At 41.5% G+C, this 25,778-nt stretch carries 17 protein-coding genes; 15 read left to right on the top strand and 2 right to left on the bottom strand.

Features of this window, described 5'->3' with window-relative positions; translation table 11 throughout:
* Positions 1-379: 379 nt before the first annotated feature.
* Entirely contained in the window at positions 380-3,271 is a 2,892-nt protein-coding gene (locus tag ABD930_RS04055) for a ligand-binding sensor domain-containing protein (RefSeq protein WP_345230418.1), read from the bottom strand.
* Between the two features lie 11 nt (positions 3,272-3,282).
* The gene (gene trhO, locus ABD930_RS04050; protein ID WP_345230417.1) at positions 3,283-4,248 is read right to left on the bottom strand and encodes an oxygen-dependent tRNA uridine(34) hydroxylase TrhO; all 966 of its coding nucleotides are present in this window, start codon (positions 4,246-4,248) and stop codon (positions 3,283-3,285) included.
* Between the two features lie 606 nt (positions 4,249-4,854).
* Here trhO and ABD930_RS04045 point away from each other — a divergent pair.
* The 15 genes from ABD930_RS04045 to ABD930_RS03975 all read left to right on the top strand — a co-directional run bounded on the left by ABD930_RS04045 (position 4,855) and on the right by ABD930_RS03975 (position 25,735).
* Positions 4,855-6,129 (top strand): IPT/TIG domain-containing protein, encoded by a 1,275-nt coding sequence (locus tag ABD930_RS04045; RefSeq protein WP_345230416.1) that lies wholly within the window; start codon positions 4,855-4,857, stop codon positions 6,127-6,129.
* A gap of 54 nt (positions 6,130-6,183) precedes the next feature.
* Positions 6,184-9,348, top strand: a complete 3,165-nt coding sequence (locus tag ABD930_RS04040; protein ID WP_345230415.1) for a SusC/RagA family TonB-linked outer membrane protein — start codon at positions 6,184-6,186, stop codon at positions 9,346-9,348.
* Between the two features lie 21 nt (positions 9,349-9,369).
* Positions 9,370-11,379 carry a RagB/SusD family nutrient uptake outer membrane protein gene (locus tag ABD930_RS04035; RefSeq protein ID WP_345230414.1) on the top strand — a complete coding sequence of 670 codons (2,010 nt, stop codon included), beginning with the start codon at positions 9,370-9,372 and terminating at the stop codon, positions 11,377-11,379.
* Between the two features lie 65 nt (positions 11,380-11,444).
* Positions 11,445-12,350: a BT_3044 domain-containing protein gene (locus ABD930_RS04030; protein ID WP_345230413.1), complete on the top strand. Its 906-nt coding sequence runs from the start codon at positions 11,445-11,447 to the stop codon at positions 12,348-12,350.
* Between the two features lie 78 nt (positions 12,351-12,428).
* Entirely contained in the window at positions 12,429-14,228 is a 1,800-nt protein-coding gene (locus ABD930_RS04025; RefSeq protein WP_345230412.1) for a DUF4153 domain-containing protein, read from the top strand.
* 234 nt (positions 14,229-14,462) lie between these two features.
* Positions 14,463-15,308 carry a UDP-2,3-diacylglucosamine diphosphatase gene (locus tag ABD930_RS04020; protein ID WP_345230411.1) on the top strand — a complete coding sequence of 282 codons (846 nt, stop codon included), beginning with the start codon at positions 14,463-14,465 and terminating at the stop codon, positions 15,306-15,308.
* Positions 15,309-15,463: 155 nt separating this feature from the next.
* Positions 15,464-16,444, top strand: coding sequence for a DUF6427 family protein (locus ABD930_RS04015; protein ID WP_345230410.1), 981 nt, complete (start codon positions 15,464-15,466; stop codon positions 16,442-16,444).
* 101 nt (positions 16,445-16,545) lie between these two features.
* Positions 16,546-17,859, top strand: coding sequence for a BamG family beta-barrel-assembly machinery protein (bamG, locus tag ABD930_RS04010; protein WP_345230409.1), 1,314 nt, complete (start codon positions 16,546-16,548; stop codon positions 17,857-17,859).
* 66 nt (positions 17,860-17,925) lie between these two features.
* Positions 17,926-18,486, top strand: coding sequence for an LPS export ABC transporter periplasmic protein LptC (lptC, locus tag ABD930_RS04005; RefSeq protein ID WP_345230408.1), 561 nt, complete (start codon positions 17,926-17,928; stop codon positions 18,484-18,486).
* A 273-nt stretch (positions 18,487-18,759) separates the two neighbouring features.
* Positions 18,760-20,862 (top strand): SurA N-terminal domain-containing protein, encoded by a 2,103-nt coding sequence (locus ABD930_RS04000; protein WP_345230407.1) that lies wholly within the window; start codon positions 18,760-18,762, stop codon positions 20,860-20,862.
* A 124-nt stretch (positions 20,863-20,986) separates the two neighbouring features.
* Entirely contained in the window at positions 20,987-21,505 is a 519-nt protein-coding gene (locus tag ABD930_RS03995; protein ID WP_345230406.1) for a DUF2480 family protein, read from the top strand.
* A complete protein-coding gene (locus ABD930_RS03990; RefSeq protein WP_345230405.1) occupies positions 21,502-22,347 on the top strand; it encodes a DUF3108 domain-containing protein in 846 nt (281 codons plus the stop codon). Before ABD930_RS03995 ends, ABD930_RS03990 begins: the two co-directional genes overlap by 4 nt.
* Before the next feature lie 48 nt (positions 22,348-22,395).
* Positions 22,396-22,965: a DUF3109 family protein gene (locus ABD930_RS03985; protein ID WP_345230810.1), complete on the top strand. Its 570-nt coding sequence runs from the start codon at positions 22,396-22,398 to the stop codon at positions 22,963-22,965.
* 197 nt (positions 22,966-23,162) lie between these two features.
* The gene (locus ABD930_RS03980) at positions 23,163-24,716 is read left to right on the top strand and encodes a Do family serine endopeptidase (protein WP_345230404.1); all 1,554 of its coding nucleotides are present in this window, start codon (positions 23,163-23,165) and stop codon (positions 24,714-24,716) included.
* Positions 24,717-24,961: 245 nt separating this feature from the next.
* Complete coding sequence (locus ABD930_RS03975) at positions 24,962-25,735, top strand: succinate dehydrogenase cytochrome b subunit (protein ID WP_345230403.1); 774 nt, start codon at positions 24,962-24,964, stop codon at positions 25,733-25,735.
* The last annotated feature ends 43 nt before the right edge of the window (positions 25,736-25,778 follow it).

Raw genomic sequence — 25,778 nt, 5'->3', positions numbered from 1 at the left:
CTTGCCGGTTGTTCTCTTTATTAGATACCATAGCTCCTAAGCAATTGGCAACCTTTTTCTCTAAAAAAGGTAAAAAGAAGTTAAAAAGAAAATAGTTAGAACGTATAAAAATATTCGTGTTTACCGTATTTTCACCGTAAATCTACCGTATTTTTACCGTAAATTATACGGTCAATTTACGGTAGAAATACGTTTAGAAAACGATAATACTAGCTATCTTTTTACCTTCTTAAGATTTTCTTTTCTTTTTCTTTCTACTTTCCTTTTAGAAGAAAGGAACAATACAAGGTGAAGAAAGCATAAGCCAACAGCTAAACGAAAGACAGGCAACGTATAAGTGTACCAATGGCTAATCAGGAAATACAGGGGGGTATGATGTTTAGATTTCCAATAAAAACTCGGTGAGGTTACGGTCGTGCTCTAGGTTTAATTTTTTGCGTAGACGATATCTTCGGATCTCCACGCCCCGCGTAGTAATATTAAGTAGGGAGGCAATTTCTTTACTCGACATGTTCATCCGAAGGTAAGCGCAAAGTTTGAGATCATTGGGTACCAATTCGGGGTAATTGATCTTTAATTTCTTGAAAAAGTTTTCGTGTGCTTCGTTAAAGCTCTCTTCAAATAGATTCCAATCGCGCTCGTCACTTCGCGCATCATCTATAATTTTGCTGATTTTTTTTAACTGATCTCCCGATAGCTTCCGGCCTTCACCATCTTTTAGTTGCAATAATTCGTCGTGCACATTGTTCAATAACTCATTCTTATAAACAATGTTCATGGCCGAGTTGGCGAGCTCCCTATTTTTACTGGCCAGCTCTTTTTCCAGCTGACTATTTTTTAGCTTTACCAAACGCTGTTCATTTTCAATGGCTTCCTGCTTCAATCGCTCTTCCTGCGCCATCAACATCTTTTGCCTTACTTCATCCCGATGTTTCTGCAATTTATACCGATAGGTGTTACGCAATACCAGCAGGATCAGCAGTACGATCAAGACGTAGGCAAACCATGCCCACTTGCTATTATACCATGGTGGGTAGATTTCGAAGGAAAAACGATTAACAGATGTCATCTGTCCGTTGATCAACGCCCGTACCTTAAATACATATTCACCCGAAGGTAAATTCGTGAATTCTTTTTGCGTGATATCGCTCCAAACCGACCAATTCTTTGCATTCCCTTCTAACAGGTATTGGAATAGCACAACGTTTGCGGTATAATAAGGCAACGAAAAGGTTATTCGAAGATTATTCTGTCGTGCTTTTAATCCTAAATTGGTTGCCCCGTTAAACGCCAATAATACTGCTGCGCTATCGGCTATATCTTCAACCTTTTGTATGAGCGGTTTTCCTAAGACGTTCGGTCGAAGCTGCTTTTGTTTTCGATATAAGGCAAAACCATCGTCTAAACTGATTAACGATAAATCGGGCGTGAGACGACTCACATTTTCATAATAGCTGATCATCCGGTTACTGAGCACACCAAATTGGGTCGAATCAATGGAAGCTTTTCCTCCTTCGCCGAAGGCTACAAGTGCCAGATGCCCTTTCCGGATAAACCAGTAACGCCCATCTCCTACGGGTACAATACGGTTGGCATTCGAAAATGTCCCCAATCGCTCATTCAATTGCTCGTAAGCATGAAAGCGATCGGCAATTTCATCATATAAATAAAACCCTGAATCGGTCGCAAAAACGGTTCGACCTGCTAAATCAAAAACATTCACATACGGACTATTGGGCAACCCTTCTTTCTCCGTATATTGCTTTTGCTGTGCTACACGGTACCCGTCATGACTTAATTGTAGCCAATAAAGCCCCTTATAACCACTTACCCATAGCTTACCACTACCGATTTGCTGTAAATACTGTACCGGCTCATTAAAATTCGCTATTTTCTGATCCAATCTCCACTGGCTATCTTGAAAGCGAAACAACACCAAACCCGTATACGTTCCCTGCAATAGCTGCTTGCCATTGGTTTGATTGGGTGTTAAGATATAACCGCCTGTAATAGTGGAAAGCCATTGAATTTTATCGCCCTTTAACGTGAAGGTACCGTTGTTATGCCCACAGAGTAATTGGTTTCCGATAACCGACAAATCCCATACCTGCCCTTGACTCCCTTCAATTAGTTGGAAATCGAATAGATTGCTTTTCGTTGGCCACCGACTGACGTATAAACCCTGATTAGTTCCTATGTACAGTTTTTCCTGAAAAATTTTGGAGGTATAAACCGTTCCTAACGTACCGGCTCGATCATCGTAATAGTAAATGGGCGAGTTAACTTCAATCCGATCAATACCATTATCCAAACCAACCCAAAGGTTTTCTGACTGATCACGCTGCAAACTTAATACGGTATTATTCTGCAAACCGTTCCCTTTATTCACATGTTGGATCAGCTGGCCTTTACGATCGACTAAATACACACCATTCAAAATGGTACCGAAGGCATAATATGATCCTAAAATCTGCAATCCATTATTCAGTTGAAACCGTTTTAAAGCCTCATTGGCATCATTATTCCATGGGCTTAGCTGATGATGAGTAAGCACAAAAAGTCCTTGCTGCGCCGTGCCAATCAGTAAGCTGCTATCCTGAAAAGGAAGAACGGATAATATCCGGGAATCTCTATAAGCTTCTTTGTCGACTAGCTTGATGAGCTTATCCTGCTTAAACTCAAATAAGCCTTCGGCAATAACTTCTATCAGATAGCGGCCTTGGGCTTGAAAAAGAAAAAGAAAAGGACTTTTTGTTTTAACTACATGAAGTTTTCCTTGTCTGTAGGTATAAATGGATGAAAAGGATTGAAACAACACCTGATCCCGATCAACATAAATTTTCCAAATTTCATCATGCAGTTTATCCTGCTCTCCTAATTGCTTACTGAGGGAATGATAGGCGAGCTGCCCATAGCGATCTCTTTCCCAAAAACCAAATTCTCCAAAACCACCGGTATACACCCTTCCTTTTTCATCAACCGCAACGCTGCGTACCACCACATTGCGTGGCATATGTGCCAATTGCCAATGCTGTCCGTCAAAAATCAACAAGCCATCATTGTTGGCGATGTACAGCTGTCCATCTGTTCCACAACTTAGGGCCCAATTCTGATTGCCCCCTTGATAGGTGATCTTGCTATAATTCTGAACAAATGGCGTACCTGCATACGGTATAGATGCTGGCTCCGCTTTTGCTGACGGAGGCGCTGCGGAGGTAAAGCCATAAGATAAGATACAGAGGCTTATAAAGAAGATCCAGCATGTACGCATGGTATCGGCGTTTATGTTTTGGCAGGAAATTTCTTATGTTTCCGTTTGCTTAAATTTACTGCTTGCGGAATTTTTACGTAATATCCTGTTCCGTCATAAGGGCGTTTCCTGGGATGTGCCTGACAAGCTTCAGAACAGCAACCATCTAATTTCCAGCCGCATGCATCACATTGCGTAAAATGCTCATTACATTCTGGATTGGCACAATTGATCATTTTAGTCGTCTGTTTTCCACAATTGCGACAGGTGGAAATAACCGAAGGATTAACCTTATTTACATCTACTGCAACACGGTTATCAAAGACATAACACTTTCCTTCAAAGTCCTTCCCTCCCACTTCCTTTCCATATTTAATAATGCCCCCATGCAGCTGGTATACCTGTTCAAAACCTTCGTGTAAAAGCAATGCAGATGCTTTTTCGCATTTAATACCGCCGGTACAATACGTTAGGATCTTTTTGTCTTTGTATTTAGCCAACTCATTGATTTTTTCTGGAAACTCGCGAAAATTTTCGATGTCCAAACGAACCGCATTTTTAAAATGCCCTACATTGTGTTCATAATCTGACCGAACATCTAAGATGACGACATCTTCCTGATCTTTCATTTCCAAAAATTCTTTTGGTGCTAAATGCACACCCGTTTTTTTGGTAGGATTAATAACTTGTGGATCGCGCAATCCAGAATGCACAATCTCTGATTTATAACGGCAATGCATCTTCATAAACGAAGGTTCATCCACCTCATCGATCTTGAAATCGGTTTTTGCAAAACGTTCGTCCGCATGGATATGATCCATATACGCTTTACAAGCCTCAGGAGTGCCGGAAACGGTTCCATTTAATCCTTCATCGGCTACAATGATGCGGCCCACCAATCCAAGTGATTTACAAAATGCTAAATGCTGTTGGGCAAACTCTTCGGCGTTTTCAATAGGACTGTAACAGTAATACAGCAATGTTTGGTATGCTTTCATATCGTTCATTGATACCGCTGCAAACGGCGTTTAATGGTTTAAAAATGCAAAGATAAAAAAATTTGAATTTTCAAATTACATAACAATCCCTTAACGTTTCATTTATATCTAGTGGCTTACTTTGCGATCAAACAATACAACTTAATTTAAGTTATAGAAACGTTTTTGAACCATATAGAACAAAACATGAAAGATATTAGAAAGATAAAAAAACTAATATTTTAAATTAGAAGTCCTAAAATGCATTATATACCCAGGAATTCGATGCCAAATAGCAAAGTAGATGATTAAAACTTCAACTACAAACCATGTAATGTCCAAAATATACTTATTTCCTAAGCACTTAGGAAAGCGCATAAATATTCTTTAATATATTGAAAATCAACATAAAAATACATTATTATCAACAACAAAACAACACCGAATTATGGTTAGCCATTTATTTTTTTTCATTTTTATTCGTTTTATTATTTTTTATTACGACATTTGCTTAAAGAACCTATTTGATAACTTAAATTATAAACCTTTGAAATGAAAATTTACAAAAAATGTACTAAGAGGTGCTTTTATTCACTTTTTTGGGTATATCTTGGTTTATGGTATTTAATGTCTTGTAAAAGCGAGTCAGAGAACCTAAGTAAAAATCATGATCCTTCTATCCCCGTAAGCCTAACTTCATTTGCACCAACCGAGGGCGGAGCCCGAGACAAAATCCTATTGGATGGAAGTAATTTTGGAAGTGATCTCTCCAAAATTAGCGTATATTTTAACCATGCGAAGGCATCAGTCATTTCTTCCAACGGAAACCGTATTTATGCCATCGTGCCCCGCCTTCCCGGTGAAAACCCTCGTATTTCAGTCGTTGTTGGCGACGATTCGGTCACCTATGAAAATACTTTCACCTATCATACCCAAGCACAGGTAAGCACCGTTACGGGTAATGGCGAAACAGCATTCAAAGCGGGAACACTTTCCGAAGCCCAGGTGTATGGCAAATACCTGGAACTAGATGCCGAAGGCAATATATTCATGTCCTGGCGGGATGGGGGTTCTTTTGGGATAGCGCGGATCAATGAACAGCAAAATATAGTAACTCCGCTATATTCGGCTGCATCCAGTCCTGTTCCGTATTCCAATGGCTTGACGGTAGATCGTGCTACCGGTGTGCTGACCGTCTCTCACGAATCTGTCAAGGAAGTATTCTTCTCCTTCGACCCACGGGAGGCCTGGTACCCGCGCCAACGCAACGCTAAATTTTCACCAGCAGACTTAGCATCCATTGTAGATGCCGACCGCTATGCCAACTTTATCACGTTCTGCCCATATGATGGTAAGCTCTATACCCGGTTCCGGGATGGAAAAGTTGCCCAAATAGACCCTGACACCTATGAAGCTAAGATTGTTCATCAAGGACCTTACGGATCACAATATGGACAGGCCATTAATCCGGCAAAACCTTGGCTGCTGTATATCACACTCCATTCCAATGCCACTCCTGTAGAATTCAAACAAGGCATCTCCGTACTCGACCTCCGACCGGAACATATTGGGGAAGGCTTCAAAAGACTTAATGCTCCCGGTGGCAGCGGCTTTCGGGATGGACCACTTGCAGATGCCTTATTCAATTATCCTAAAGACATTAAGTTTGACAATAACGGAAACATGTTCGTAGCCGATTATGGTAACCATTGCATCCGCATGGTATCTGCCGATAATATTGTTACGACGGTAGCCGGGCAACCTGGAGTATCTGGCTATAAAGATGGCGGGCCAATTGAATCGCTGTTCAACAACCCATGGGGAGTAGCCGTGAATGAGCAAGGGGAAATCTATATTGCCGATTGGGGCAATGCACGGATCCGCAAATTGGTGATAGAATAACAACCGATCCCTATTATAAATAGACCATCATTAATAACCTTATTTCAATATAAGATGAAGAAGACTTTACAGATTTTGTGCATGCTATCGCTGTACCTGTCGCTCACGGCAAGCTATGCACAGGAAACAAAAAAGCAATTAACCATTGCCGGTACCGTTGTTGATAAAGATGGCCAACCGCTACCCAGTGTATCCATATACATCAAAGACAAACCTTCCTTAGGTACATCGAGCGATGCCGACGGAAAATTTAGCATTCAAGCGGTTTATGGCGATAAAGTGGTGTTTAGCTATGTAGGCTACGACCCCGTTGAACACCTTGTCATTGAGTCGAAATTAAACTTAAAAATGGTGCTCGCCAACAAAAGCGAGGCGCTGGATGAAGTTGTCGTGGTGGGGCTGGGGGGCGTGCAACGAAAAATCAGCTCGGTCGGGGCTATCACCACCGTTGATGCCAAGGACCTGCAATCTCCCGCCCCATCTATAACGAACCTCTTGGGTGGACGGGCAGCGGGTGTGATCTCCATGCAAACCAGTGGAGAACCAGGGCATAATATTGCTGATTTCTGGGTACGGGGTATCGGTACCTTCGGTGCCAACAGCAGCGCCTTGGTGCTCATTGATGGACTTGAGGGCGACCTGAACACCATTGATCCGGCAGATATTGAAAGCTTTTCCATTCTAAAAGATGCTTCGGCCACCGCAGTATACGGTGTACGCGGAGCCAACGGCGTAGTGCTAGTGACCACAAAAAGAGGTCTGGTAGACCGGCTTCAAATCACCGCCCGTGCAAATACCACCTTATCTCGCCTGAATCGATTACCTCAATACCTAGATGCATATGGTTATGCCCAGCTGGCCAATGAAGCCAATAGTATCCGGGGCGACGGACCACTATATGATGAAACCGAGATGGGAATCATCCGGGATGGCTTGGATCCAGACATGTATCCCAATGTAAATTGGCAGGAGGAAATACTCAACAAAACTTTTTGGCGCCAAAGCTATTATGTCAGTGGCCGCGGAGGTAGTGAAGTAGCCCGTTATTTCCTAAGTTTAGGTGGTAATAGCGAAGCAGCAGCATATAAGGTGGATAAAAACAGCGTTTACAGCTCAAATGTGGGCTACAACACCTATAATTACCGGATTAACCTGGATGTCAACCTGACCAAAACCACCAAAATTTACCTGGGATCAGATGGTTTTTTATCCAAACTGAACCAGCCTGGCGTAGCCAATACCGACTATATATGGGGCGCACAGTCGCGGCTCACACCATTATCCATCCCTACTCAGTATTCCAATGGCATGCTGCCAGGCCGTGGTGGCGAAGACCAGTCTTCGCCATATGTCATGATCAACCGCACGGGAAGGGCTTCTGATGAAGTATATAAAGGTAAAGTTACCCTTGCGCTTAACCAGGATCTTTCTAGCGTGCTCGATGGACTTAAGTTCCGCGTTCAAGGTGCTTATGATATCAATAGCTATTTCAAAGAAAGAAGATATATACAACCTGCCCTCTACATGGCTCAGGGTAGAAATTACAATGGCGAATTGATCATGCAGGAAATGGTACAGGAAAAACCCGCTTCGTATGACCAAATGACGCGGCAATACCGTAAATATCACCTGGAATCTACCATCAATTACGACCAGGTCTTTAATGAAGACCACCGGGTATCCGGACTGCTATACTACTACATTAGTGATGCCAAAGACACTAAAGACGCCACGAGTAACCTAGCGGCCATTCCTTTGCGCTATCAGGGCGTATCCAGTCGGCTAACCTATGGTTTCCGTGATACGTATTTAATCGATGTCAATTTCGGGTATACCGGCTCGGAGAATTTTCAACCCGGCAGGCAATATGGCTTTTTTCCGTCGATTGCTTTGGGCTGGGTACCTTCGAGCTATAAGTCGGTACAAAAAGCCGCCCCTTGGCTGAATTATTTCAAAATCAGGGCTTCGTACGGAACGGTGGGTAATGACCGGATTAGTAGCATCCGCTTTCCTTACTTAACCAAAGTTGACTTAGGTTCGGGATCCACATGGGGCATTGGAGGCATCGAAACCATTAATGAAACCCGGATCGGAGCAGATAACCTGGCTTGGGAGAAGGCCATTAAATCCGACCTGGGAATTGAAGGTAAGCTCTTCAATAATAAAATTGATTTTGTGGTCGATTTCTTTAAAGACCAACGGAATGGTATCTTCCAGCAACGGGTGCAGGTACCTGAATATGTAGGAGTTGTTTCCAATCCTTTTGCCAATGTAGGCCGGATGAAAAGCACCGGAGCTGATGGAAATATCAGTTACAATGGTACTATTAGTCCCGACATGAGTTTCACCATTCGGGGTAACTTTACGTATTCCAAAAACGTTGTACAGAACTGGGAAGAGGCCTACCTAGAGTATCCCTACCTCGAGAAAAACGGGTTCCCACACAATTCCATCCGTGGTTACCAAGCTATCGGACTGTTTAAAGATGAAGACGACATCAAATACAGTCCGCAACAAACCTTTGGAGAAGTACTCCCCGGCGACATCAAATATAAGGATGTAAATGGCGACGGTATCATCGATGCGCTGGATAAAGTGCCGCTCACCCATAGCAATTATCCCTTGCTCATGTACGGTATGGGTGCCGAGTTCCGCTACAAAAACCTATCGCTAGGTGTATTATTCAAGGGTACCGGAAAAACATCTTTTTTCTATGTGGGACAATCGATGACCATGACAACGAACCAGGACTGGGATAGTTGGGAAGGCACAAAGGAAACCTTCACGAATGGCATGGGTTATATGCCTTTCTTTGAAGGTACGTCGGGCAACGTTCTTAGTCTAGCGGCCGATCCGAAAAACCGATGGATTCCGATGGATTATGCGCTTGAGCATGGTATTGATCCTGCTTTGGCAGAAAACCCCAATGCCCGTTTCCCCCGTCTGCAATACGGCAAGAATAATAACAATAGTCAGCTGTCGTCCTTCTGGCAAGGGGATGCGCGCTACATCCGCTTACAGGAAGTTACCCTAAGTTACCGGGTTAACCCTGAGTTCCTGAAACGGATAGGTATTTCTTCGATGGATTTACAGTTTGTCGGCAATAACCTCTATATCTGGGATAAAGTGAAAATTTTTGATCCGGAGCAAGCCGCATGGAATGGGCGTAAATACCCAATACCATCCACCTATTCGTTACAAGTTTATTTGAATCTTTAGTACAGACCCCATTTTAATGATATGAGAACATCCATCTTAAAACGCATAACAACAGTAGCCATTGTCCTTCAATTGGCCATACTGGCAAGCTCCTGCAAGGATTACCTGAATATCGATAATTACTTTGACGACGAGTTTAACATCGACTCCGTTTTTACCAATGCTCGGTACCTGGAAGCCTATATGTGGGGCGCTGCAGCCATGTTTCCGGATGAGTCCCAAACCATCCGGTCGAATTATACTCCTGGCCCCATGGCCACCGATGAGGCGTTCAACGGACTTACCGGCGGTGGAACTACCAATATTTATTACGGAATGGATTTCGCTACTGGAAATATCAGTCCGGATTTTTTTGGCGGCCTCAACCAATGGGGAAACTACTACAAAATCATCCGGAAATGTAACAGCATCTTACAAAACCTTGATCAGCCGAAAGACCTAACCACCATGGATCGGTTTCGGCTTGAAGGGTATACCCGCTTTATCCGCGCTTATGCCTACTATAACATCCTGGTTGATTATGGCCCACCAATCTTGTTGGGCGATGAGGTGGTCAATACCAATGAAGACCTCGAATACTACGATCGGCCGAGAAGCACTTATGACGAAGCGATGGAGTATACTTGCAGTGAATTTGAAAAAGCTGCTCAACTGCTTCCTACAGAGATTTCGTTATTGGATTTTGGAAGACCAACCAAAGGGGCCGCACTTGCACTGGTAGCCCGCTTGCGATTGATACATGCCAGTCCGCTGTTTAACGGCGGGCCGGTGGCTGCCGCTTATTTCGGCAATTGGACCCGCAAGACCGATGGAGCACATTATGTCAATCAACAATACGACGAAAGTCGCTGGGCGGTGGCCGCTGCTGCAGCCAAGCGCGTAATGGATATTGGCAAATATAAGCTTTATACTACAGTGGCAGACGAAAATACACCTACCCTGCCCAAAGGTGTTACTTCGGATCCTGCTTTTTACGGCGAATACCCTAATGGTGCTGCCGGCATAGACCCGTTTAAATCCTATTCGGATATTTTTACCGGCGAAGCGGTAGCTGCCATCAATCCGGAATTGATCTGGGGCAGAAACACCACTTACCTCAATACCGATATCAACCAAGGTGCCTTTCCGCCCACGCTTGGAGGCTGGGGCCGCTTCTGTGTAACCCAGAAAGTGGTGGATGCCTACCTGATGGACGATGGCCGTACTATAGAAGAAGCCAAGTCGGATGGCTATTACTCCGAAACGGGTTTCACAACGGAACCACGTTTTTTCTCTGGGTATCCGCTCAACTCAGGTGTATATAATATGTATGCTCACCGAGAAATGCGCTTCTACGCATCCGTCGGTTTCAACGAAGCTGTATGGCAGGCCTTGTCGAGTTCATCACTCAACAATTACACCGCCAAGTACTACTATCAGGATGCGGACGGCCGTGGTGGAGTAACCGCCGCTTCGCCTAATTATCCGATTACCGGCTATGTCATCAAAAAATACAACCATCCGATGGATGCCATCACGGGTACAGGCCACCGGTTCATCCCTAAAGCCTATCCTATCATCCGCTATGCTGAAATCTTGTTGTCTTATGCAGAGGCACTCAACAACCTGACTGGCTCTCATACCGTTGAAATAGACGGACAATCACAAACGTTTTCCAGGGATGTGGAAGAAATCAAAAAAGCCTTTAATGCCGTTCGGTACCGAGCCGGCCTACCCGGCCTATCTGCTGGTCAGCTTAGTGACCAAGCGGAAATGCAGAAGCAAATCGAACGGGAGCGTATGGTGGAGTTTCTATGGGAAAATAGACGTTTTTACGATGTACGCCGTTGGGGTATCTATGAAAAAACAGAACGAGAGCCCATCCGTGGGATGAATCCGGACGGAGCCACGAAGGAGACCTATTACAAACGTGTCATTCCGGGCACCTCTTCCTTCCTGACGCGGCAAGTAAACAAAAAGCTCGTTTGGGTGCCCATACCGCGTGCCGAAATGCGAAGATTGCCCTCACTTGATCAGAATCCGGGCTATTAGGTTACCGCAGAAGGTGGCATAAATGCTTTAGCAACAAATAGGCTATAACTAAAAAAAATAAACAAATGAAACGGACTCATATAGCAATTACCATACTTTTTCTCATGGCTTGGATCACCTCCTGTAAAGACAATGAATTGTTCGAAAAGGAGATGTACAAAAATGTAGTTGCCCTGATCAGTAGCGAGTATTACAATACCTTTCAAGAGGAAGTGCCCCTTACCGGAGAGGAATTTGTTGGCTATATCGCTGCTTCCGCCGGAGGAACGCATGCGACCGACAAGGATCTTGTTATCGAATTTGCCGAAGACTCCTTACAGTTCAACTACTACAACTTCTCGGTCTTCGATGCCGACTCCAACCTGTATGCGCGCTTATTGCCTAAGCAACATTACGAAATACCCGATTATAAGATTACCATCCCAGCCGGAGAACGTACAGGCAAAACCCTGATTAAGATCAAACCAGAAGGATTGTCTCCTGATTCCACCTATTTCGTTTCCCTGAAAATCAAGGAGAACTCCAACGTGGAAGTCAACGAAGAGAAAAATACCGTTTTATATCAGGTACTCATCAAAAACGCTTATGCCTCGCAGGCTAGTGACGAGCTATACACCATGAGCGGTTACCTGAACGAAGCAGTCACCGCGGGAAACAAAAAGATGTTTCCCCTGAGTCGCAATAAAGTACGTATCATCGCTGGCAACGAAACATTCGAATCAAATGTAGACCACATCAACAAAACAGCCATCGTACTGGAAGTCACCGATGATAATAAGGTATTGATAACACCATACAAGGATATCGAGGTAAGCCAGGTTGATGGCGATCCGAACTATCCAAATACATTTAAAACGGAAGAATCTTTTGGCAGGAAATATAATTCTTTTCTGTTGGCTTATGATTATGTGTTGAACGGCGAAACACATCATATGCAGGAAGAACTCCGGATGGAAGTAAAAAAGGAGTAGCCTACGCTTTTAAACAAGCTCTGCGGGAAACAAAGTACTTTTATTAACTTTGGCCAAGAGCTTGTTTAACTATTGCTTATGAAATTACCTTCACCGGCTTCCATTACCCGTCATACGACGGTCGTTTTGCGACGCTTCCCATTACAGGTGCTGCTCTGTCTAATTGCTGTAATTGCAGCTTGCTGGCTTGTTGAGGTTGACTATAAACAATACCTAGTCATAAACTCCTTAAAAAAACTGCTCGCTATCTGTAACGTATGCTTTATTTTCTTACTTGCCGGAGACATTTTTGCAGAAACATATGGGCAGCATCCAGCAAAGAGATGGTTGATACGCTTAGCGATATTGCTTGGCGGAATATTGCTTTTTTATGTCCTCCAGCCACACTTTTACCAGTCTGATACGTATATCCTTATCCTTTTAGCCATAGCGGGACATCTCTTACTATCGTTTATTCCTTTTGTCAGGCAAGGAGATACCACGGCTTTTTGGCAATTCAACAAGATACTCTTCCTTCGGATACTGACCAGTATATTTTATACCCTTGTATTGTTTATCGGACTTGCCATTGCACTATTTGCCGTAGACCATCTTTTTTCGCTCGATTTACGCGAAAAGTACTACCAAAATTTATTCTTCATCTTAGGCATAGGGTTTAATACCTTGTTCTTTTTGGCGGGGGTACCTACACAAATACCTTCTTTAGCGAAATATGCCGACTATCCTAAAGGACTAAAAATATTTACACAATATGTACTAATCCCCCTAATGGGTATATACCTGTTAATTCTCCTATCCTATGAATTAAAAATTATCATCGATTGGGAATTACCTAAAGGCATTGTATCGAATCTGATTATTGGATACGCCTTCTTTGGGATATTATCCCTGCTATTGATCTTTCCTATCCGGAGCCAGGAAGGTCATACCTGGATACAACTATTCTCCCGTTTCTTTTATTTCACGATGGTACCACTCTTGGTCCTATTGGGCTTGGCCACATATAAACGTATAAACTACTATGGCATTACTGAATTGCGCTATTTTCTGCTCGTGCTTGCCTGTTGGCTCACCTTCATCACGGTGTACTTTCTGGTCAGTAAAGGACAGCACATCAAACTTATTCCCTTAAGCTTATGCCTCTGTACGTTGTTTGCTATTTATGGTCCGCAAAGCGCCTCTTCGATTTCAAAGAACTCCCAAATAGCCCGTTTAAAACGATTAATGCCCCAATCGGATCGCGCCGCTAATATGGAGAAGGGGAGCATCATTCGCTACTTGGTTAACCATCATGGATTAACCGCATTACAATCTTTCACTAAACGTGATTTAACTGCTTTAGAACATCATTTCAATCAAGAAAATGACACCTTGGCCAGTTACATGCTAGATAAGCAAAAATTGGACACGGCCTTTGCCTTGCTTTCGGTAGATCCCAATCAATCGTATCAAAATACCAAAAGCTATTCGGTTAGCACATCCAATGCTGGTGTAACTGACGTAAAAGGCTGGAATTACCTCGTGTTGCTAGACAATTATCAACGAGAAAGAAAGGTGATGATTGGGAAAGATTCCATGACCATAACCATGGGAGATGACAATAGGCATTTGGATATACAGATTGGCAAGAATCATATGGCGATTAAACTGGATAGTATCATAGGGGCAATCGACAAAGCCTATGAGCATAAGCAGCTCGTTTCTCAAAAAGGTGGAGAAAATCATTATTATTATCCGCAAGAAAAGATGCAATTTATGAAGACTATTGGCTCCTATACGATTGGCGTCTTCGTTACCGATATAACGATTTATAGTTACTTCACTCATAGTAAAGAAACCACCAACTCCAGCTTCCGAGCAACTATTTTATTAAAATAATAGAATTATCTGGCAGTTTGCCTAAGCATTGTAATACTTCCTGTCGTATCGAAACACCCTATTCGTCATGTCGAGCAGAGTCGAACCGACCGCAGGGAGTTCATGCCCTTTCGGGGAACTTACCAGCTAGTCATGATCATGATTTGTGTTGTATTTTGTAGCAAAAACATAACACTAGGTTAACCTTAGCATCACATGCTTTACGTTTGTTTGCTTAAACAATTTTGGACGTTAATGTCAAAGCGTGCAGTAGACCTAGTGGTTATCTCCGATGTGCATTTAGGAACTTACGGATGCCATGCCAAAGAACTCTTGACTTATCTTAAAAGTATACAACCCAAGCAGCTCATCTTAAATGGAGATATCATTGATATCTGGCAATTCAGCAAGCGCTACTGGCCTGAGAGCCACATGAAGGTTGTCCGTAAACTGCTGAAATTTGTTGCAGAAGGTGTTCCTGTTTATTACCTCACAGGAAATCATGATGAACTTTTACGGAAATTTGCCGATTTCCAATTGGGCTCCCTACAATTGGTAAATAAACTCGTTATTCCCCTAAAAGATGGTAAAGCTTGGATTTTTCATGGTGATATTTTTGATATCACCATGCAGCATTCCAAATGGCTCGCCCGTTTGGGTGCTATAGGCTATGATTCCTTGATCTTACTCAACAGTTTTGTGAACTGGTGTTTGGTCAAATTGGGTAAAGGGAAAATGAGTTTCTCCAAAAAAATAAAAGCTAGTTTTAAGGACGCCGTGAAATTCATCAACAACTTTGAATCGACATGTGCTGATTTAGCGATCGAAAAGGGCTACCATTATGTCATATGCGGCCATATTCATCAACCTGAAATACGAGAGATTAACACTGAAAAAGGTAACGTTATTTACCTAAACTCCGGTGATTGGGTGGAAAACCTCACTTCCCTTGAATACCACGCCGGCTCTTGGAGCATTTATCGCTATAATGCCCAAGAAGCTGTTGCTGCGCTGGATGAAAACGATCTTTCAGATAACGAAAACCTACAGGATAAACTAAATGTGAATAAGCTACTGGAACTATTAAAGGCAGAAGGTTAGTTTCTTCATTCCTTTTTTATCTTTACTTTTAAATTCGGTTATTATTTTCTGCTCAGAATAGCAAAGCTAATCAAGAATAATCGAATTCGGGTTTTTACTTTTGCTTCGTTTAGCCTAATATTGTGCTTTTAAAAACGCAGTGGAAATTTTGTCGCATGATTCACTTATTTAGAAAGTTTACTCCATCAAATCTAGCGTTTCTGATTGTCATAGCCTTTATTTTATGTGCTGGGGCTTTTTTTCATTTACCAGAAGCCTTCCATCCCCTGCTTTTTGAAAAAGCCATCATGACCTTCTTAAGCGGCTTCTCGCACATCACTTTATCGCCACAAAGCAATGTCGTTATCACGTTGGTCATTACGGTCACGCAAGCGCTTCTGCTCAACCGGATTGTAGACAATCATAATTTACTGGGCAAGCCTACCTTTCTACCGGCATTAATGTATGTTACTACGGCCAGTTTATTACTTCCATTTTTAGCGCTAACACCAACGCTTATTTGCAACTTTGTGCTTATTTGGATGATTGATAAATTGTTGAAGACCTATCATCGGAGCGAGGTAAAATCTACCCTATTTGATTTAGGCATGTTAGTCGCTGTTGGGACCTTATTTTATTTCCCCTTTATCTTAATGCTTCTGGTTTTATGGGTGGCATTGATCCTTTTTAGGCCTTTTGACTGGCGGGAATGGGTTGCCGGATTGTTGGGTTTTGCTACGGTTTATTTTCTTCTCGGGATCATTTATTTATGGAATGATAAAATTGGCGAATTTTATGCCATATGGAAGCCATTAACCAATCCTATTCCTACTTCTTTTACTATTGAACTTTACGACTATTGGGTATTGTTGCCCTTGGGACTGATCTTATTACTATTTTTTAACACGCTACGTGAAAATTATTATAAGAGTGTTGTGCCTGTGCGGAAATCCTTTCAATTGCTCTTCTTTATGTTCCTTTTTGGTGTGCTCTCCTATTACTTGAAAGCACATACCCCTGACTACCATTTTTTAATTTGTGCTCCACCGATTTCTATTTATATGGCTTATTATTTTAACTTCGCCAAAACAGCTTGGTTTTATGAAAGTGTATATGCCTTATTGTTAGTAGCCATCTTATATTTTCAATTCTTTTAATGTTTTAACCTTTTTTAACAAAAACACACTGCTACACTAGTAAAAAATAAATAGCTTTGCAATCTTGAATAAGCATGTAACGTCGTGAATAGTACATCCGCATGAGATTAAATAGTAAGAAATACCTTTATATCCTAGGAATATGCGTTAGCACAATAGCTAATGCACAGTCAAATAGCAGCTCTCCTTATTCCGCATTCGGACTTGGGGCGCTTAGAGGCGACCAGTTGCCACAATACCGCTCTATGGGTGGACTGTCTACTGGCGTACGGAGCTTAGGCGGATATAGCAATATCAACGTAGCTAATCCCGCTGCTTATTCTAATATCCACCTTTCTACTTTTGATATCGGGGCTTATATGAACCGGACTATTCTTGAAAAAGATGGTAAAAGCGAAGGAAGTGGAAATTTTGCCTTAAATCATATCAATTTTGCAATCCCATTGAGTCAGCAATCGGCTTTTAGTTTTGGGCTCATGCCCTTCTCCGATATGGGCTATAACTACTCAACACCTACATCTTTTGGTAATGCTGATACCACAATAGCCAACAAAGCGTTTGCTGGCGAAGGGGGGATAAGCAAAGCCTATATCGGTTATGGTATACAATTTGGAAAACACTTTAGCGTCGGTGCTAACATATCCTATCTTTTCGGTACGCTGAATAACATTAGTGGAATTGAGTTTCCTAACCAAATAGGAACGACTAATTCCAGAATTGAACACAAAAGGGAAATCCATGGCTTCAATTACGATTTAGGGGTGCAATACCATACCTTATTGAATAAAAATACGTTATTAACTTTAGGGTATACTAATAGTCTGAATACGAATCTTACTTCAACCGCTTCAGAAATTGTTACCCGTATTTCGAGTAACGTTTCGGAAGGAACGATTAACTCCGTACTTGATTCTGTGCGATCGTATTCTGGAAAAGAAGAAACCATCAAATTACCCATGCGTCAGAGTTTTGGTTTCAGTATAAATAGGGCTGATAAATGGTTATTAGGTGCAGATATTCGCTATGCCAAGTGGTCTGATTACAAAGACGGTTCCCTTTTAGACGATCAAACAAAATTTGAAGATAGCTATGGAGCTAGTATTGGTGGCCAATGGACCCCTGATATTACGTCGATTAAATATTGGAATGCCGTAGATTATCGTTTTGGTTTACGATATGATAAAACCTATTTAAATCTCAATGGTCAAAATATTAAAGATATGGCCTTAAGTGTTGGTCTCGGCCTTCCTATACGGGCAGATCGGACGCTTTTAGCCTATTATAAAATTAATCTTTCGGCAGAAGTTGGCCAAAGAGGTACCTTATCCAATAACTTAGTAAAAGAACGGTACTTTAATTTTACGGTTTCCTTCATGCTCAATGACCGGTGGTTTCAACGTTATAAATACGATTAATACACCTAAAAGGTATGGAGGGGAATGGTTAAAGGAGCAACATACTGCTTTTGTAAATATAAAGCCATGGTTTTTAAGCAAGCCATGGTTTCCTTGTTTTTTGCTGTGCTCTTGTTGTGCTCGTGCGAAAACGATTTGAGGGACGTAGAACGTATTGCAAACATTGACGCAGAAGAACCAATAGACGTTTCTTATGGCGTTACGGTAATCTACAGCGACTCCGCTTTAGTAAAAGCAAAATTGATTTCCTCCAAAATGATCAAACACAATATCGATAGTCCTTTCTACGAATTTCCAAAAGATGTGCTGCTTATCTTTTACGATAAAGATAAAAAAGAAGAACGCAGAGTAACTTCAGACTATGGCCTTTATTTTGAGAAGAAGGACTTGGTAGAGCTGAGGCATCATGTCGTGGTAACCATGGCTGATGGCACTATTTTTAGATCAGAAGAGCTTTTTTGGGATAATACCAAACGGATTTTTTATAATACCTTGCCACTAACGGTTACCCGTCCAAATGGAGATGCCATTGAAGGGAATTTTTTCGAAGCAGACGAATCTTTCAAAAACAGAAAAATTGATGGTGCCAGAGGGGTATATAAAACAAAAGAAGGTGAAGGCCCGTAAAATTAAGGGCCTGTTTAACGTTGTATCGTTAAATTTTATAGGCTCTAAAACATTTATCTTGGTCGAGATAGGGTATTTGAACAACAGCATTAACGAAAGCAACCTATGTAGACGAGCAGGCGCCATGAAATAGTCGCTACAAATATTATTTTTTATCAGTAAAAATTGTATCTTGCGCCCTCATTTAAAATTTTGTTGATTTTTTACTTTAAATACTTAATAAGCAAATAAATAACGGACTTAAAACCTTCAATCAATTAGTATAGAGAGCATATGGGATTAATGACTTTTTTGCGGAACCGCGCGGGAATAATCATTGTAGTGATCATCGGTTTAGCAATCGTAGCATTTTTATTAGGAGATGTTATTCGTTTCGGAACACCCTTTTGGGCTGGACGTCAAGATGAGGTGGGCAATATCAATGGCAATGCCATCAAATATGAGCAATTTAATACACAGGTAGAGCAAAGCATCAATAATATGCGGCAACAAATGGGGGGTAATATGAGCCCTCAGATGAGATCTTATGCCGTTGAAGAAGCCTGGAATCAAAATCTCCGTCAAATTCTATTAACGAAGGAACTGGAACGTATTGGCTTAGGTGTGGGAACGAGCGAGTTACAAGACATGGTAACGGGAAAAAATCCTTCTCCCATGATTGTGCAGAATTTTGGTAATCCACAAACAGGGGAAGTTGATCGTAATCAACTGAACCAATTTCTAACCAATATCAACAACGAGTCAGGGACAGAATTGAGCCAGCAATGGAATAGTTTTCTAGAGGCCATGCGTGATAACCGCTTACAGCAAAAATATAATAACCTGATACAAAATAGCATTTACGTAACCTCCCTAGAAGCAAACGAAGACTATAATCAGCGGAATAAAATTGCCAACTTTAGCTATGTATTACTGGATTACGCTTCTGTGCCCGATAAAGACATTAAGCTAAGTGATGCAGACTATCAAAACTATTATGACGCACATAAGGCTGCTTTCAAAAATGAAATGGAGACTCGCTCATTTGACTATGTTGTATTCAATGCACAACCTACTGCGCAAGATACAGCTGCAACCAAAGAAGCGGTTACCAACTTAACCCAAGAGTTAGCCAAAACGACAAATGATTCGCTGTTTGCGGTTTCTAATTCAGAACAAAAGAGACCTGTTGCGTACCTTAAGAAAGGTACGTTGAGTCCGGCTTTGGATTCTTTGGTATTCTCTGCTGCTAAAGGAACAACGGTAGGTCCGGTTTATGCTAATGGTGTTTATGAATCGGCAAAAATTTTGGATGTACGCAATAGTCCTGATTCCGTTACGGCACGCCACATTTTATTAAACCCTGCGAAAGAGGGTGGTGTTGACAAAGCCAAGGCTAAGGCTGATTCACTTAAAAATCTAATTTTAAAAGGAGCGAATTTTGCGGCACTAGCGGTTGAATACGGGACGGATGGCACCAAAGATAATGGTGGCGAATTGGGTACATTTGCACGCGGAAGTATGATCCCCGCATTTGAAGATGCTGTTTTCGATGCTAAACCCGGAGATGTATTCGTCTTAAATACACAATACGGCGTACATGTTATCAAGGTAGATGCGCAAAAGGGTATGTCAAAGGTAGTCAAAGCAGCTATTATTGATAAGAGTGTAAGCAGCAGCAACGAAACCTTAAAAGCAGCTTATAGTAAAGCGTCAAACTTCTATGGAAAAATAACAGGTAAAAATTTTGCAGAAGAAGCAAAAAAGGCAGGGCTTACGGTTGAACATGCAGAAAACATCGCACCTATGCAAGGCTATATTCAAAACCTAGAGTCACCTCGAGAGCTGATTAAATGGGCCTTTAAAGCAGAGCAGGGAGACCTTTCAGATAAAGTATATGAATTAGACAACCAATATGTTGTTGCGCAGTTAACCAGTATCCGCCCTAAAGGGCAGCTTTCGCTGGCTGATGTTAAGAAAGAAATCGAACCAGAAGTGCTCAAAAAAGTTAAGGCAACGAAATTGGAGCAAAAATTCAACGAAGCCTTAACCGGTGCTAAGACGATAGAACAGGTAGCTCAGAAAGTGGGAAAAACGCCTAAAGCAGAGCAAAATATTGTTTTGGCTAATCCAATATTGCCGGGGGTGGCGCAGGAAAATAAAGTGGTCGGAACTGTTTTTGGCTTACAGCCTAAACAACTTTCTAAGCCCATTGAGGGTAATCAAGGCGTTTACGTTGTTCAAGTGACCGATTTTGTTAATCCTGCGGCCTTGGATAACCTGGATGGCCAGAAGCGACAAATCCAACAACAGTTACGGCAGCGGATAGCTAACCAAGCTTTCCAAGCTTTATTAGATAAAGCAGACATTACTGATAACCGCGTAAGATTCTTCTAAAATTATTTATTCGTACTTTTGTATCCGGATAGCATTTCAACGCTATCCGGATTTTTTTTGAGTCTCGAAACGCTTTGCAATTCGGGAAACTCAACACGTGTATTTCAGATGAGAAGAAACGGATATGGAAATTCAAGAAAATATTGTCAATAAAGTAGCGAATAGCGGTCTACTCACCTTTGATTTAGCGAGCCTTAAATCATCCGCTGAAACAAGCGTATACGATATTAAAGATAACCTGTTTCATGGACTGATTTTGAGAGAAAAGGATTTCAGGGAATTTGTAAAGCTGCACGATTGGTCTACTTACCAAGGAAAGAATGTATGTATCATCTGCACGGCAGATGCCATCGTTCCCACATGGGCCTACATGTTGCTTGCGAACAGGCTAACGCCTTATGCCAATGAAATTTTCTTTGGTGATGAAGAAACCTTTGAAGTCATTCTTTTTGAACGTGCGCTGGCGAAACTTGATCTGGAACGATTCAGGGACCAGCGAGTAGTCGTTAAAGGCTGCGGCGACATTAAAATTCCGACAGCGGCATTTGTAAATTTTACCAGTAAATTATCCAAGGTTGCCAAAAGTATTATGTATGGAGAACCCTGTTCTACGGTTCCCATTTTTAAGCGGAAATCAACATGAAGGATAGCTTCAGAGATCATTTTAACAGGCAAAATTGGCGTTGTTCACGAAACGGGATGAGGAAGCAATTAACGATCATCATCGTCATGCTATTCTCCGCGAACGCGACTTTCTCCCAAGCCTTATTACCATCGTTAAAGAAACGTGTTTTCGCTCCTGGTGAAGAATTAACGTATAAGTTAAAATACGGTTTTATTTCTGCCGCAGAGGGAGTTCTTAAAGTCTTACCTTCCGATTTAAGCTTCGAAGGGAAACCCACTTATCACTTAAACGCAGTAGGAACTACTTCTAAAGCATTTAGCATTTTTTACAATATACGCGATCAATACGATTCTTATATTGATCAGGAAACCTATCTTCCTTATTTCTTTAGCGAAAATATCAAAGAAGGTCGATATCGAAGGAATGATAAAATCCGGTTTTATCAACAAAAGAAAAAAATTGAAGCGACCCGGGGGAATTTTGATGCCAAAGAATTGCAGACATTTGACCTGCTTTCTGCTTACTATTTTTCCAGAACCTTGGATTTATCACATATCAAGGAAGGCGAGTCATTCAAATTATCCTATTTCTTAAAAGATTCGTTGGCTTATTTGTATATTACCTATTTAGGAAAAGAAAATATAAAAACGGCTTTGGGCACCTTGAGGTGTTTAAAATTTAGTCCTTCCTTAGAGCCTGGAAGAGTCTTTAAAAAAGACAGCAAATTACATTTGTGGGTAACCGATGATGATAACCGCATTCCTGTTAAAGCACAGGTAGAAATTCTTATCGGAGCAGTTACTTTAGAATTAACCGGTGTAAAAGGATTAAAATATCCGTTGGAAAAAGTAAAAAAATAGACATATTGTCGTAAAAAAGACATATTGTCACTATACTATGGCATTATGATGATCGAAGTTGGAGCGGTATTAGTTAGCGAAGAACTCATTCAGGAGTATTTTGTTTGCAATTTAAATCAATGTAAAGGCGCTTGTTGTGTAGAAGGAGACTCAGGGGCTCCTCTAGACCGAGAAGAACTTGCGATACTTAACGAAATATACCCCAAAGTTAAGCCTTTCATGACGGCAAAGGGTATAGCCACTATTGAAGAGACAGGCACCCATGTTATCGATATGGATGGCGATCTTACTACCCCCTGTGTTGATGGAAATAAGGAGTGTGCTTATGTAACCTGGGAAAACGGCATCACGAAATGTGCTATTGAATTGGCTTATCAGCGAGGCCTGATTCACTGGAGAAAGCCGATATCCTGCCATTTATATCCCATCCGGATTACCAAATACCCAGAGTTTGATGTTTTGCATTATGACCGTTGGCATATTTGTCGTGATGCCTGCTCTTTTGGCCGCGAGCTCAAGGTTCCGGTATACAGCTTCCTGAAAGAACCCCTCATACGCAAGTATGGGGAAGATTGGTATCATGAGCTTGTTGAAGCAACGAAACTCCCTGAACAGTAGGACTTTTGTAATATTTTCGTATAAATTCTCTTTTTTAAGTTTCCTTTAACATTTTTTAACAGAAATGACATGTCAAAAATTTGGCTTTACGAGCCAAATGGTATTACTTTTGAACTAGTCAAATCAAAGTTTGCAGACTTAGACTTAACAAATCAAAAGGGATTTTTTGACATCCCGAATTAAAAATAAATAAGAAGATGAAGAAAATAGGATTGACACTACTAACAGCCCTTATTGGTGGGGCAGTGGCTGTTGGAGGGTACAAATTGTTAGAGAACAAACAAAACACCCAGTTATCATTTGAAGAACGGCAACAATTGCATTATGCAAGCAATCCGAGTACCATTAATGCCTCTACGGGTAATCCGGATTTCACCCAGGCTGCCGCCGCCGTTATTCCCGGTGTAGTACATATTAAAACAACATATGAGCGATCTGGGAGCGGGGGCGGAGATCCCTTCCAAGATATGTTTGAAGAGTTTTTTGGTGTGCCAAGGGGTCGCCAAAGACAACAAGCGCAGCCAGCTATGGCTTCGGGTTCAGGGGTAATTATATCAACAGATGGTTATATCGTAACCAATAACCACGTGGTAGAAGGGGCTGATAAAATTTCCGTTGAATTAACAAACAAAAAAGTATATGACGCTAAAATCATCGGTCGCGACCCCAATACAGACTTAGCTTTAATTAAAGTTAATGCGACAGGGTTACCCATCGTAAAATTGGGTAATTCGGACGATGTTAATATCGGTGAATGGGTATTAGCCGTAGGTTATCCGCTAGGCTTACAGTCGACCGTTACCGCTGGTATTGTCAGTGCTAAAGGACGGGCTATTGGTATCTTAGCCGACCAACAACGTCAAGAGCTTTACCAGCAATGGCAGCAAAATGGTGCCGATCCCAACAACCTTCCGGCCTCTTCTGCAGTAGAATCTTTTATTCAAACGGATGCGGTTATTAATAAAGGAAACAGTGGAGGAGCCTTAGTAAATGCCAATGGCGAATTAATCGGTATAAATGCAGCAATTATGTCGCAGAGCGGCTATTACGCTGGTTATGGATTTGCTGTTCCAGTTAATTTAGTCAAAAAGATTGCCGATGATTTCATCAAGTTTGGTGGTGTGAAGCGTGGTGTTGTTGGTGTTAAATTCCAAGAATTAAATGCAGAATCAGCGAAAGAATTAGGTATTAATGAGATCAATGGTTTATATGTTAGTGGCGTATTACCGAATAGTGGTGGTGCCGAAGCAGGATTGAAGAAGGGTGATATCATTACCAAAGTAGACGGCAAGGAAATCTATTCAAGCTCTGATTTACAAGAGAAAATTTATAGACTACGCCCAGGGGATAAGGTTAAACTTACCTATAAACGAGACGGCAAAGAGAAAGATGTTGTCGTTACACTGAAGGCGGAAGACAGTGACAACTCATCTAATAATGCTACCACGGATAAACGCAGCACAGCTGAACTTTACAATAAATTGGGTGCTGGCTTTATTCCTGCAAATGCACAATTAAAGAAAAAATTCAACCTGTCATCCGGTGTAGTTGTTTCGGATATACGTAGAGATGGCCTATTTGCAGAATATGGTGTTCCTCGTGGCCTAATTATTGTATCGATTAATGGAAAACCGGTAAATAATGTAGATGAAGTGGAAAGCGCTTTATCGTATAGCAAAAATGATATGATCCGGTTGTCTGGTGTTACCCAAGATGGCGAGCGGTATAACATGAATTTCCCGTTGAAATAAAAAACGGCAAATACCTTTAACACAAAGAAAGGGTTCTTCGAAAGGGGAACCCTTTTTTGGGCTGTAAGCAGTAAGCCGTAAAGCGGTAAGCTATAAGCTTTAGGCCTATCGCCTACTGCTTACGGCCTATCACCTGTTGCCTAAAATTAGAACCATTCTAAATTGCGCAAATCGCGAGATATTATGCTATCATTATTAAATCAATTAAATAGCTTTGCCTACCATTATTAAAAAATAACACAACAATGAGTAGTTTTAATCAAGCATTAACTTCCACTTTAGGAAAAAAACTAATCATGGCCTTAACAGGATTGTTCTTATGTACATTCCTGATTGTGCATTTGGTTGGTAATCTCCAATTATTCAAGGATGATGCGGGTAAAGCCTTTAATGACTATGCCTATTTCATGACCCATTTTCCGCCAATAAAAGTGGTATCTTATCTATTATACACCTCCATTGTACTTCATGCCATTTATGCCTTAATTTTAACCTTACACAATAAAAAGGCACGTCCTGTAGCCTATGCCAGTTATGCAGGCAACAAAAATAGTGCTTGGAACTCCAGAAATATGGGTATATTGGGTACGGTATTGCTGGTATTTATAGCGACGCACATGGCTAATTTTTGGTGGAAATTTCATCAAGATCAAGTACCTTATATTGAATATAAAACCGACCTGAACACTTTAGAGACGCAAGCTACAGAAATTCAGGCTAGTGATTTTACCGATTACCAAAAATATACGCAGGATGGTATGGAAATCACTAAAGCACGCGACCTATATAAACAGGTAGCCTACGCTTTCCAAAATCCTATTTTGGTCGCCTTTTACGTATTAGCGATGGCCGCGTTATCCTTTCACCTGATTCATGGCTTTAACAGCGCATTCCAATCTCTTGGTTTTGATCATAAAAAATATATTCCGATTATCCGATTTTTAGCGGTTTGGTTATTTGGCGTTCTCATTCCAATTGGTTTTGCAGCGATGCCTTTGTATTTTTTCTTTTGTAAATAAATTTCACGGTTTTGCTTTACGTAAACCGAGATAAAATAGAATA

Source organism: Olivibacter ginsenosidimutans (assembly GCF_039542865.1).
Taxonomy (GTDB): Bacteria; Bacteroidota; Bacteroidia; order Sphingobacteriales; family Sphingobacteriaceae; genus Olivibacter; species Olivibacter ginsenosidimutans.
This window is presented reverse-complemented; position numbering and strand designations above follow the sequence as displayed.

Excerpts from the sequence above, each read along its gene's own strand:
- ABD930_RS04055 (WP_345230418.1), bottom strand. The coding sequence starts at position 3,271 with ATGCGTACATGCTGGATCTTCTTTATAAGCCTCTGTATCTTATCTTAT.
- trhO (WP_345230417.1), bottom strand. The coding sequence starts at position 4,248 with ATGAAAGCATACCAAACATTGCTGTATTACTGTTACAGTCCTATTGAA.
- ABD930_RS04045 (WP_345230416.1), top strand. The coding sequence starts at position 4,855 with ATGTCTTGTAAAAGCGAGTCAGAGAACCTAAGTAAAAATCATGATCCT.
- ABD930_RS04040 (WP_345230415.1), top strand. The coding sequence starts at position 6,184 with ATGAAGAAGACTTTACAGATTTTGTGCATGCTATCGCTGTACCTGTCG.
- ABD930_RS04035 (WP_345230414.1), top strand. The coding sequence starts at position 9,370 with ATGAGAACATCCATCTTAAAACGCATAACAACAGTAGCCATTGTCCTT.
- ABD930_RS04030 (WP_345230413.1), top strand. The coding sequence starts at position 11,445 with ATGAAACGGACTCATATAGCAATTACCATACTTTTTCTCATGGCTTGG.
- ABD930_RS04025 (WP_345230412.1), top strand. The coding sequence starts at position 12,429 with ATGAAATTACCTTCACCGGCTTCCATTACCCGTCATACGACGGTCGTT.
- ABD930_RS04020 (WP_345230411.1), top strand. The coding sequence starts at position 14,463 with ATGTCAAAGCGTGCAGTAGACCTAGTGGTTATCTCCGATGTGCATTTA.
- ABD930_RS04015 (WP_345230410.1), top strand. The coding sequence starts at position 15,464 with ATGATTCACTTATTTAGAAAGTTTACTCCATCAAATCTAGCGTTTCTG.
- bamG (WP_345230409.1), top strand. The coding sequence starts at position 16,546 with ATGAGATTAAATAGTAAGAAATACCTTTATATCCTAGGAATATGCGTT.
- lptC (WP_345230408.1), top strand. The coding sequence starts at position 17,926 with ATGGTTTTTAAGCAAGCCATGGTTTCCTTGTTTTTTGCTGTGCTCTTG.
- ABD930_RS04000 (WP_345230407.1), top strand. The coding sequence starts at position 18,760 with ATGGGATTAATGACTTTTTTGCGGAACCGCGCGGGAATAATCATTGTA.
- ABD930_RS03995 (WP_345230406.1), top strand. The coding sequence starts at position 20,987 with ATGGAAATTCAAGAAAATATTGTCAATAAAGTAGCGAATAGCGGTCTA.
- ABD930_RS03990 (WP_345230405.1), top strand. The coding sequence starts at position 21,502 with ATGAAGGATAGCTTCAGAGATCATTTTAACAGGCAAAATTGGCGTTGT.
- ABD930_RS03985 (WP_345230810.1), top strand. The coding sequence starts at position 22,396 with ATGATCGAAGTTGGAGCGGTATTAGTTAGCGAAGAACTCATTCAGGAG.
- ABD930_RS03980 (WP_345230404.1), top strand. The coding sequence starts at position 23,163 with ATGAAGAAAATAGGATTGACACTACTAACAGCCCTTATTGGTGGGGCA.
- ABD930_RS03975 (WP_345230403.1), top strand. The coding sequence starts at position 24,962 with ATGAGTAGTTTTAATCAAGCATTAACTTCCACTTTAGGAAAAAAACTA.